The organism is Micromonospora sp. KC606 (genome assembly GCF_004348675.1).
Lineage (GTDB): Bacteria > Actinomycetota > Actinomycetes > Mycobacteriales > Micromonosporaceae > Micromonospora.
On the sequence record NZ_SMKN01000202.1, the window covers coordinates 1 to 10,431 of the forward strand.

Genomic DNA, 10,431 nt, shown 5'->3' on the forward strand with positions numbered 1-10,431 from the left:
GCGGTGGGGACGCGGTGGCGGAGACGTCAAGCCACAGCCGGGGGTCGCCGAAGATGGCCCGGCTCACCCAACCGATGCCGTCGGCCCGGCCCCGCGGGTCCGCCGCCCGGTGCACCGACATTCCGCCTCCCGTCCCGTCCGTGGGCTCACGCTGGCGGACACGATAGGCCGCACGGGCGAGGACCGGACCGCCGGGCCGGCCGGCGGGTCGGGCCGGCGAGCCGTCTCCCCCGGACGACGGAGCCCTCAGCGCTGCCAGACCCGCACGTGGTCCACGCGGAAGTCGGCCGGGAAGCGGGTCGCGGGGTCGGGGTGGCCGAGCCAGCCGCCCACCTGGAAGTTCAACCGCAGGTTGTACGGCTTGTGGAAGACCTCGTCGAACCAGGGCGTGGTGCCGCGGTCGCGCTGCCAGACCAGCCGGCCGTCGACGTACCAGCGAATCGCGTCCGGTTCCCACTCGGTGGTGTACGTGTGGAAGCCGTCGCCCGGATGCCCGACCGGGAAGGCGTACCGCACGTCCTGCTTGACCGGACTGTAGTCGTAGAAGATTGCCAGTGTGGCGGCCCGGTACCAGTCGCTGCCGCCGGGCAGCTCGACCACGTCGATCTCGCCCCGGCCGCCGTCCTCGGGGCGCAACCAGAACGCCGGCCACAGCCCTCGCGAGCCGACCGGCCTGTTGGGCGACTGCGCCCGCACCTCGAACCGGCCGTACCGGAACGAGTGCCGGCCGATGGTGTCCAGGTAGCTCTGGGTGTACTCCCGGGTCTGCGAGCCGCAGGTCACGGTCCGCCGGAGCGCGCGCAGCGTGAGCATCCCACCGAAGACGAAGGTGTTGTCCGGCTCGTCGACGTTGCAGCCACGGTCGATGTCGCGGCCCTCGTTGTCGCGCAGGTTCCACTTCGACCGGTCCAGCGTCGGGCCGTCGAACTCGTCGGACCAGACCAGCCGCCAGCCCGGCACCTGGCTGCCGGGAGCCGGGGACGGCAAAGCCGGCGGGCCGGCAGTCGGTGGGCTGGTGGTCGGCGGGGCGATCGGCCGGGTCGGCGACGGCACGCGGGTCGGGCCCGGGCGGGCCGGCGACCCGGGCCGGACGCCGAACGTCGCCGCCGCCCCGGGCGGCGCGGCGCCACCGGCCGGGGCCGCTCCCGGCCCTCGCTGGTAGGCCAGCACCAGCTGCGGCCGGACGGCGGCGCTGCCGTTCTCCCGGGAGGCCCAGTAGATGCGGCTGGGTCGGGTCTCCTGGACGAGGGCGAAGGAGACCGGGCCGTTGCCGGTGACCGCGGCGGAGACGTCGAACTCGTTGAAGCCGGCGGTGACCTCCTCCCGCCCGGCCACCGCGGTGCCGAGCACGGGCCGCCGTTCCCAGCCGCCCGGCCCGTCGGCGCCACCCCGGACCGGGTACACCCGGACCCGGGCGGTGGCCGGCTGCCAGGTGTACATCCGCAGGATGGCACGGATGCGCACCGCGTCGGCGGGTAGACCACGGACCGCGAACCCGACCAGGGCGTCCCGACGGCCGGCGCGGTTGCCGTCGCACAGTTCGGGGCAGCTGGCGAGGGTCGTCTTCGCCCCGTTGTCACCGTCCTGCGGGACCTGGCTGACGGTGGTGTCGGCGACGGCGGTGAGCGCCAGCGGGGGCACCTCGGCCGCGCCCAGCGGCATCATCGTGGCCGCCACGGCGGCGACCACGCCGACGCTCAGCATCCCCAGGGCGGCGGCCCGGCGGCGGGCGCCGAGCCGGGCGACCGCGCGGTGGAGTCCGGGCCTGCTCACGGGACGCTCCCCGGGTCGGTGACGGTTACCGGCAGCAGCGTATCGACGGGGTGCCCCGCCGTCCGTCGCCCGAACGGATGCCACCGGGGTTCAGCGTGCGCGGTGCGCGGCGAGCGCCGCGGCCATCGCCACGCGGGGCGCGGCGACGCCGGTGAACTGCTCGAACTGGCCGACCGCCTGGGCCAGCAGCAGATCGAGCCCGGAGACCACCCGGCAGCCGGCGGCGGACGCCGCGGCGGCCAGCGGGGTCGGCCACGGGTCGTAGAGGGCGTCGAAGACGACGGTGGGCGCACGCCACCGGATCTGGTGGGCGAGCGGATCGGCGACACCCTTCGGGACGGTGGCGACCACCACGTCGGCGGTGGCGTGGGTCGCCGCCGTGTCCCAGCCGGCTCCGGTCAGGGCCACCCCGAGCGCGTCGGCCACCGGCCGCAGCTCGTCGACCGCCGTAGCCCGCCGGGCCACCACGGTCACCCCGGACACGCCGAGCCGGGCCGCCGCGGCGAGGGCCGCCCGCGCGGTGCCGCCCGCGCCGAGCACGGTCACCGTGCCGCCGGCGTTCACCCCGGCCGAGGTGAGCACCTCGACCATGCCCGACACGTCGGTGTTGTCGGCATACCAGGAGCCGTCGGGTCGGCGTACCAGCGTGTTCGCGGCGCCGACGGCGGCGGCGACCGGCGACGCCAGGTCGGCGACCGCGAGCGCCGCCTCCTTGCCCGGCATGGTCACCGACAACCCGGCCCACTCCGGGCCCAGGCCGGCGACCAGGGTTGGCAGCTCGTCGGCCGCGCACTCGATCCGGGTGTACGACCACCCGGTGAGCCCGGCGGCGGCGTAACCGGCGTTGTGGATCACCGGGGAGAGGGAGTGCGCGATCGGCTTTCCGAGCACCGCAGCCCTGTGCACCGCCGTCACGTCACTCCCCGACTCCCCGACTCACGATCTTGGACGGTGGAAGCGTAACCGCTCAGAGGACGCCCGCCTTCTTCGCCTTCTCGATGTTGCGGTCGTGCTCGGCGTTGGTCTCGGCGAATGCCGAGTGCCCCTGCTTGTCGATCGCGACGAAGAAGAGCCACTTGCCCTCCGGCGGGTCCATCGCCCCCTCCAGGGCCTGTTTGCCGGGGTTGTTGATCGGGGTCGGGGTCAGGCCCGGGTTGGCGTGGGTGCTGTACGGGTTCTTCGGATCGCGGATCTCCGCGGTGGTCATGTCCTTCGACGCCTTGGTCTTCCTGCCGGTCAACTGCCAGTAGTAGTTGATCGAGACGTCGAACTCCAGGCAGCTGCACGGGAAGTCGCCGCTGTACGCGCGGTTGTACGCCACCCGGGCGATCTTGCCGAGGTCGTCCGCGTTACCGGCCTCCGCCTGCGCCATGGAGGCCACGATCAACGCCTCGTACGGGCTGATCCCGCCCCGCTTCTCCTGCACCGTCTCGGCGAACTTCATCTCGCCGGTGACGGTGAGGAAGTGTTCGACCATGGTCTTGAGGATCGTCTCGGCGGTCGCGTTCGGGGCGATCTCGTAGGTGTCCGGGTAGAGGAAACCCTCGATCGACTTGGTGACCTTCTTGCCGTCCTTGCGGACGAACCACCAGTCCGGGACGCCGAGCGCCTCCGGGTCCTTCGCGGCGGCCTCGAACTCCTTGACCGGGATCTTGGTCTTGTCGGAGAGCAGCTTGTAGGTGTCCTTGGCGGTGCGGCCCTCGGGAATCGTCACCTGATTGGTGATCTTGTTCTTCCGGTCCAGCAGCATGGCGAGCGCGCTCTCCGCGCTCATCTGCTTACGCACCTTGTAGAGCCCGGGCTGGATGTTCTTGGCCCGCGAGTTCGCCTCGGCCGCCTCGATGAAGGCCTTCGTGCTCTTCACCACGTCGGCGGCGACGAGCGCGTCGCCGATGTCGGCGATCAGGGCGCCCTGCTTCACCTCGACGGTGGTGTCACCCTTCCCCGTGCCGTCGTAGTCGGGGGTGACGAAGTAGTTCTGGATCCGGTCGAAGCCGTAGAACGCGCCACCGCCGATGCCGCCCAGCAGCACCAGCGCCATGACCAGGGCGAAAACCGTCTTGCCCGCGCCACCCGACTTGCTGTTGCGCTTGCGGAAGCCGCGCCGGTGCCGCCCCTTCTCCCCCCTCTCCTGCTCGTCGAACCCGAGGTCCAGATCGTCGATCATTCCGTCCGCCTCCGCTGCGCGTCTAGCCAGCTCTGCAGGATCTCGACCGCGGCGGCCTGGTCGACCACCGCACGTTGGCGCTTTCCCCGGACGCCCCGCTCCGACAGCCTACGAGATGCGACGACCGTCGACATCCTCTCGTCGGTGAGCGTGACCGGAACGGGCGCCACCACCTCGGCCAAACGGCGGGCATAGGCCGTCACGTGCTGCGCGGCCGGGCCGTGCCGGCCGGCGAGGTTGATCGGAAGGCCGACGACGACCTCGACCACCTCGTGCTCGGTCACCAGGTGCGCGAGTTCCGCCAGGTCGGTCGGCACGGCGTCCGGCGCCGCCGTCAGGTCACGGGCGAGGGTGACCAGCGGGGTGGCCAGGATGCCGTGCGGATCGGACCGCGACACCCCGACCCGGACCTGGCCGACGTCCACGCCGAGCCGGACACCCCGGGACAGCTCACCCATGGCCGGACACCCCCGCGATACGGTGAGCCAGGGCGGACCCGGTCGGTCCGCCCTGGCTCCCAGCCGACGACATCACGCCTCGGCGATCGCCTTCTCGACGGTGAGCAGCAGGTTCGGCGCCTCGGCAGCCGGCAGGCCCCCGCCCTGGGCGACGTCCGGGCTGCCGCCGCCCCGGCCGGAGAAGGCCGCCTTGACCAGGTCGTTCGCGGCGAGACCCCGACCACGGGCCGCCGCGTTCACCGCCACCACCAGGGACGCCTTGCCGTTGGCACGGGCGGCCACCGCGACCACCGCCGGCCGAGCCGGATCGATCTTGCCGCGGATCTCCTGGGCGAGGGTACGCACGTCGTTACCGGCCGCGCCCTCCGGCGCCTCGGTGCCCACGAACGCCACGCCCCGCACGTCCCTGGCCTGCCCGGCCAGCGCCGCCGCCCCACCCAGCACCAGCTGGGCGCGGAGCTTCTCCAGCTCCTTCTCGGCGTCGCGCAGCTGGGTCACGGTCTGCTCGACCCGGTCGGCGACCTGGTCGCCCGGCACCCGGAACAGCTCCGCCAGCCGGGAGACCAGCAGGTGCTCGCGGGCCAGGAAACCGAACGCGTCCATGCCGACCAGCGCCTCGATGCGCCGAACCCCGGAACCCACCGACGACTCGGAGAGGATCTTTACCAGGCCGAGCTGCGCCGACCGGGCCACGTGGGTGCCGCCGCACAACTCGCGGGCGTAGTCGCCGACCTCGACGACCCGGACCCGATCGCCGTACTTCTCGCCGAAGAGCGCCATCGCGCCGATGCGGCGGGCCTCCTCCTGCGTGGTGACGAAGGCGTGCACCTCCAGGTCCGCCAGGAGCACCTCGTTGACCTGCTGCTCCACGTCGTGCAGCACGCTCGGCGCCACCCCGGTCGGGGTGTTGAAGTCGAACCGCAGCCGGCCCGGCGCGTTCAGCGAACCCGCCTGGGTCGCCGACTCGCCGAGGAAGTTGCGCATCGTCTGGTGCACCAGGTGGGTGGCGGTGTGCGAGCGGGAGATCGCCCGCCGCCGGCTCCCGTCGATCTCGGCGTACCCGGTCTCGCCGGCCCGCACCTCGCCGCGCAGCACCTTGGCCCGGTGCACGATCAGACCCGGCACCGGCTGCTGCACGTCGAAGACCTCGACCTGGCCGCCGCCCACGGTGATCAGGCCCTGGTCGGGCTGCTGGCCGCCACCCTCGGCGTAGAACGGCGTGGTGTCCAGGACCAGCTCGACGGTGTCGCCCTCGACCGCCGCGGCGACCTGGGCCCCGCCGGAGAGCAGCGCCCGGACCCGGGACTCACGGTTGAGCTCGGTGTAGCCGGTGAACTCGACCGCCCCGCCGGCGTCGAGCACCGAACGGTACGCCGACACGTCGGTGTGCCCGGTCTTGCGGGCCTGCGCGTCGGCCTTCGCCCGGTTGCGCTGGTCGGCCATCAACCGGCGGAAGCCCTCGGCGTCGACCGCCAGGCCCTGCTCGGCCGCGATCTCCAGGGTCAGGTCGATCGGGAAGCCGTAGGTGTCGTGCAGCTGGAACGCCTTGTCGCCGGAGAGCGCCGGCCTCCCCGCCGACTTCGTCTCGGCGATCGCGGTGTCCAGGATCGTCGTCCCGGCGCGCAACGTCGCCAGGAAGGCGTCCTCCTCCGCGTACGCGTACTGCGAGATCCGGTCGAACTCCTCGGCCAGCTCCGGGTAGGACGGGGACATGCAGTCCCGCGCCACCGGCAGCAGCTCGGGCAGCGCCCGGTCCTGCCAGCCCAGCAGCCGCACCGCCCGGATGGCCCGGCGCATGATCCGGCGCAGCACGTAACCGCGCCCCTCGTTGGACGGGGTCACCCCGTCACCGATCAGCATCAGCGCCGTGCGGACGTGGTCGGCGACCACCCGCAGCCGGACGTCGTCCGGGTGCGACTCGCTGGCCACCTGACCGGAGTGGGCGCCGTACCGCTTGCCGGTCAGCTCCGCCGCCCGGTCCAGGATCGGCCGGACCTCGTCGATCTCGTAAAGGTTGTCGACACCCTGGAGGATGGAGGCCATCCGCTCCAGGCCCATCCCGGTGTCGATGTTCTTCGCCGGCAGCTCACCGACGATCCGGAACTCCTCCTTGCTCCGAACGTCGGCGATGTCGTACTGCATGAAGACGAGGTTCCAGAACTCCATGTACCGGTCCTCGTCGACCTCCGGTCCGCCCTCACGACCGTAGGACGGGCCCCGGTCGTAGAACAGCTCGGAGCAGGGCCCGGCCGGGCCGGGGATGCCCATCGACCAGAAGTTGTCCTTCTTGCCCCGGCGGACGATCCGCTCGGCCGGCACGCCGACCGAGCGCCAGATGTCGAACGCCTCGTCGTCGTCCAGGTAGACCGTCGGCCAGATCCGCTCCGGGTCCAGCCCGAAACCGCCGGCGTCGACCGGCTTGGTGACCAGCTCCCAGGCGAGCGGGATCGCCCCGGACTTGAAGTAGTCTCCGAAGGAGAAGTTGCCGTTCATCTGGAAGAACGTGCCGTGCCGGCTGGTCTTGCCGACCTCGTCGATGTCCGGCGTGCGCAGGCACTTCTGGACGCTGACCGCGCGGGTGTACGCCGGGGTCTGCTGGCCCAGGAAGTAAGGCACGAACTGCACCATGCCGGCGTTGACGAACAGCAGGTTCGGGTCGCTGATGGCGGGCAGCGGAGCGGACGGCACCACGGCATGGCCGTTGGCCTCGAAGTGGGCGAGGTACCGCCGCTTGATCTCCGCCGTCTTCATCGCTGGTGCTCCTCCGGAAAGATCTCTCGGTCGCCGATGCGCGGGTCGTCCCGCAGCTCGGCGAACTGGTCGTCGAACGCCTCGCCGCGGGCGAACGCCTCGTGGATCTCCTGCTCGCGCTCGGCCATCCCGACGCGGACGTCCGCCACGAAGCTACGCAGCGACTCGACCAGGCCGCCAGCCGATTCCGACAGCCCGCTCGCGATGCCGGCAGGGGTGTACGCCTGCGCGGTGCGGGTCGCCTTGCGGACCACCACCACACCCACGGCCAGCCCCACGCCCAGCCAGAACAGTCGCCTCATGCTCTCAGTCCTCCCGCTCGCCCCGACCGGCTCAGCCGTTGCCGCGCTTGGTGGCGCGCCGCTGCTGCTTGATCGTGTCACGCACCTCACGCTCGGTTTCGGCGTGCCGGCGGGCCGCCGCGGCCCGGCGCACCCCGTAGCCGAAGGCGGCGACCTTGACCAGCGGGTTGGCCGCGGCGGCGGAGACGACGGTGGCCAGGTTCGCCACGTTGGCGGTCACGTTCTGCGCGTGGCTGGTCATCGTGTCCACCTTGGCGAGCTGGAGGTTCACCCCGTCGAGCGAGGTCTGCACCTGCTCCAGGGCGGTGTTGACGTTCTTCACCGTGGTGTTCACGTCACCCAGCAGTGGACCGGTCTGGTCGTTGAGGTCGTTGATCATCCGGGTCGCGGCGTCCACGGTGTGCCGCAGTCGCAGGATCGGCAGCGTCAGGATCAGCACCAGCATCGCGAACGCGATCGCCGCGATCAGCGCCGCGACCTCTCCAAGCTCCACGCCTGTCCTCCTCCAGCAGAGTTCCGGGGCCCCACGCCCCGGAACGCGCGACCGTCTGCCCACACAGGGCACCCACCGACCCACCCACGGTCAACAACCACGGGCGGACCCGCCAGCCCCAGACCCTACCGTCCGTGATGAAAACCGGCTCAGGACGGTGAGGGTGTCGGCTCGCCGAGCGGATCCTCCGTGAGCGTGGGGAACGGGTCCTCACCGGTGAGTGAGGGGTCGGTGCTGGGTTGTGGACGGGTCCGGTCGTCGTCGATCGCGTTGCGGACCTTCATCGACACCAACGACCCGGTGCACTCCGCCGCCGCGGGCGAGGCCGGCGCGGACGGCGGCGGCACCGCCGGCGCGCCGTCGACCGGCGGCGGCAGGCAGGAGGGCACGCGCACCCACAGGTCGAGGGTGAGTTCGTCCTGTCGCCAGCAGGTGTAGTTGCCCTTGTCGGGCTGCTGCGGGCAGAGGTCGACCTGCCACGGCTCCCAGCCGTCCTCGCGCAGCGCCGCCGCGTAGACCCGGGCGGTCTCCTCGGGCGAGCGCTCCGACTCCACGGTGCGCTCCCGCAGCCGGCAGTCCTGCAGGCACCAGCGGTTGCCGCTGACGTTGTCCACCGGCTCGACCGCCGCCCAGCCCGGCACGTCCAGCTCGTCGAGGGTGTCGAAGACCGGGTCCCGGCTGAGCGTGCGGATGCCGAAGTAGAGCGGCAGCGCGCCGAGCAGCACCACACTGACCAGGACCAGGATGCCCAGCCGCAGCCGCCGCCGCTCCCGCATCCGGCGGCGCAGCTCGGAGCGGGCGCCGCCGAGTCCACCAGCGTCGTCCCCGGTCGGCGGCTCCTCCTCGGCGACCGGGCGCAGCGGCGGAACGCCCGCCGGTTCCGCCGGTCGCGCTCCGACGTCCACCGGCACGGCCGCCGCCGCGCGTGCCGGGGGGATCGGCTGGTCGGGGCGGGACTGCTGCGGGACGGAGGCCGTTCCGGCGGCCTCGGGCCGACCGGGCTGCCGCTGGGGCGACGCCGCGCGACCGGCCTCGTCGGGTCGGGCCACCGGGGCGGCGGCTCGGGCGACCGCCGGCTGGCCAGGGCTGCCGGGCCCCGAGCCGACCGGCGCGGGGCCGTCGCGGCGCGGATCCTCGGCTGGGGCAGGCGGTCGGGCCGCTCCGGTGGCAGGCGCCTCCGGACGCGCCGCGCCCCGGGCCGGCACCGGGCCGCCCGGACGCGGAGCACCGGTTGGGCCGGGCTCGGGAGGGCCACCGGGAACCGGGACGGCAGCGCCGGGTCGTGAGGCCACGCCCTGCGCGGGAGCGCCGGGGAACCCGGCCCGTCCCACGTCGGCCGGCCGCTGCCGACCGGCGGAGCGCCGGCCCGGACCCTGGTCCGGCACCAGTTCGGGCCGGCCGGGGCGCTGGCCGGGCCGGGCACCCTGCCCGTCGGCCGGCCCGCCGGGACGCGCGCCCGGTTCGGGGACGGGAACGCCGGCGCGGCCAACCTGCTCAGGGGCGGGCACTCCCGCGCGGCCGGCGGCACCGGCCGCCGGGCCGGGCTGCCCCGGGGCAGGCGCGACAGCCCGCCCGCCGGGACCGACGGCCCGGCCGGCCTGCCCGGGTACGGGGGCGGCGGGCATCCCGTCCGGTCGGGAGGCGTGCGCGCCTGGCCCCGGATCGACGTCGCCGGGACGCGCGGCGGGCCCCGGCGTGGGGTCGAGCGGCCGGGCCGGACCCGTCGCGGGAACCGGCGGGACGGCGCCCGGGCGGGCCGCTCCCCGGGCCGGGCCGGACGGCGCCTCCCGTGGTGCTGCGGACGGCCCGGCACCGGGACGGATGCGACCGGCCGCAGGCGGGCCGTTGCGCCGGCCCGGCGCGTCCGGGCCGGGTACGACAGCGCCCGCACCGGTCGGACCGGGCCGGTCGACGACCGGCCGCGCGGGGTCGGTGTGCGGGTCGGTCCCCCGGCGGGGCCAGTCGGCCTGCCGCGCCGGTCGGTCGGCGTGGGTTTTCCCCGGTGGCGTGCCCTGCCGCGCGACGGGTGGGGGGCCGTCGGTGCGCTGGCCGTGCCGCCCCTGGGGGTCACGCCCGGCCGATGCGGGTCCGGCCGGGGTCGCCGGCGGCAGCGGCGGCGCGTTGCCGCTCTCCGGCACGAGTGGCTGCGCCGGCTCGGCGGCACGCCGCCGGCCGGCATGGCCGGGATCGGTGCCGTCCGCCGTGCGGTCGCCGCTGTCCCGGCTGTCCGGAGCTGGCCGGCGTCCCGGGTTCGTGGCCGGCTGGCCACCGGCCCTCTCCTGGGGAGGGCCGTCCCAGCCGGACAGCGGACGGGGCGCCGAGGGCCGGGCCGCGCCGGCGGCGTCAGGGACGGGCGCGGCGGGAGCGTGCGGCGGGTGGGCCGGCGGGCGGTCCGGGCCACGATGGCCGGGGCGCGCCGTGTTTCCCGGCCAGGGCGCCTCACCGGGGCGCGGACGCTGCTCGGTGTCGTCGGGCCAACCACCCCGC

8 protein-coding genes are annotated in these 10,431 nt (G+C 74.1%); all 8 read right to left on the reverse strand.

The window, feature by feature from the left end:
• Positions 1-246: 246 nt before the first annotated feature.
• Positions 247-1,773 carry a family 16 glycosylhydrolase gene (locus tag E1193_RS25870; RefSeq protein WP_132185795.1) on the reverse strand — a complete coding sequence of 509 codons (1,527 nt, stop codon included), beginning with the start codon at positions 1,771-1,773 and terminating at the stop codon, positions 247-249.
• 90 nt (positions 1,774-1,863) lie between these two features.
• Positions 1,864-2,688, reverse strand: coding sequence for a shikimate dehydrogenase (locus tag E1193_RS25875; RefSeq protein WP_132185796.1), 825 nt, complete (start codon positions 2,686-2,688; stop codon positions 1,864-1,866).
• A gap of 52 nt (positions 2,689-2,740) precedes the next feature.
• Positions 2,741-3,940: an endolytic transglycosylase MltG gene (gene mltG, locus E1193_RS25880; RefSeq protein WP_132185797.1), complete on the reverse strand. Its 1,200-nt coding sequence runs from the start codon at positions 3,938-3,940 to the stop codon at positions 2,741-2,743.
• Complete coding sequence (gene ruvX, locus E1193_RS25885) at positions 3,937-4,398, reverse strand: Holliday junction resolvase RuvX (protein WP_132185798.1); 462 nt, start codon at positions 4,396-4,398, stop codon at positions 3,937-3,939. The genes mltG and ruvX overlap by 4 nt, the downstream gene beginning before the upstream one ends.
• A gap of 72 nt (positions 4,399-4,470) precedes the next feature.
• Complete coding sequence (alaS, locus tag E1193_RS25890; protein ID WP_132185799.1) at positions 4,471-7,149, reverse strand: alanine--tRNA ligase; 2,679 nt, start codon at positions 7,147-7,149, stop codon at positions 4,471-4,473.
• Positions 7,146-7,451, reverse strand: a complete 306-nt coding sequence (locus E1193_RS25895; protein WP_132185800.1) for a hypothetical protein — start codon at positions 7,449-7,451, stop codon at positions 7,146-7,148. The genes alaS and E1193_RS25895 overlap by 4 nt, the downstream gene beginning before the upstream one ends.
• 31 nt (positions 7,452-7,482) lie before the next feature.
• On the reverse strand, positions 7,483-7,944 hold the full coding sequence (locus E1193_RS25900) for a DUF948 domain-containing protein (RefSeq protein WP_132185801.1): 462 nt from the start codon (positions 7,942-7,944) through the stop codon (positions 7,483-7,485).
• Between the two features lie 149 nt (positions 7,945-8,093).
• The gene (locus E1193_RS25905; RefSeq protein ID WP_132185802.1) at positions 8,094-8,720 is read right to left on the reverse strand and encodes a hypothetical protein; all 627 of its coding nucleotides are present in this window, start codon (positions 8,718-8,720) and stop codon (positions 8,094-8,096) included.
• Positions 8,721-10,431 lie beyond the last annotated feature (1,711 nt).

What these genes read in the sequence shown, in the direction of transcription:
- mltG (WP_132185797.1), bottom strand. Translation starts at nt 3,940, where the DNA reads ATGATCGACGATCTGGACCTCGGGTTCGACGAGCAGGAGAGGGGGGAG.
- ruvX (WP_132185798.1), bottom strand. Translation starts at nt 4,398, where the DNA reads ATGGGTGAGCTGTCCCGGGGTGTCCGGCTCGGCGTGGACGTCGGCCAG.
- E1193_RS25895 (WP_132185800.1), bottom strand. Translation starts at nt 7,451, where the DNA reads ATGAGGCGACTGTTCTGGCTGGGCGTGGGGCTGGCCGTGGGTGTGGTG.
- E1193_RS25905 (WP_132185802.1), bottom strand. Translation starts at nt 8,720, where the DNA reads ATGCGGGAGCGGCGGCGGCTGCGGCTGGGCATCCTGGTCCTGGTCAGT.
- alaS (WP_132185799.1), bottom strand. Translation starts at nt 7,149, where the DNA reads ATGAAGACGGCGGAGATCAAGCGGCGGTACCTCGCCCACTTCGAGGCC.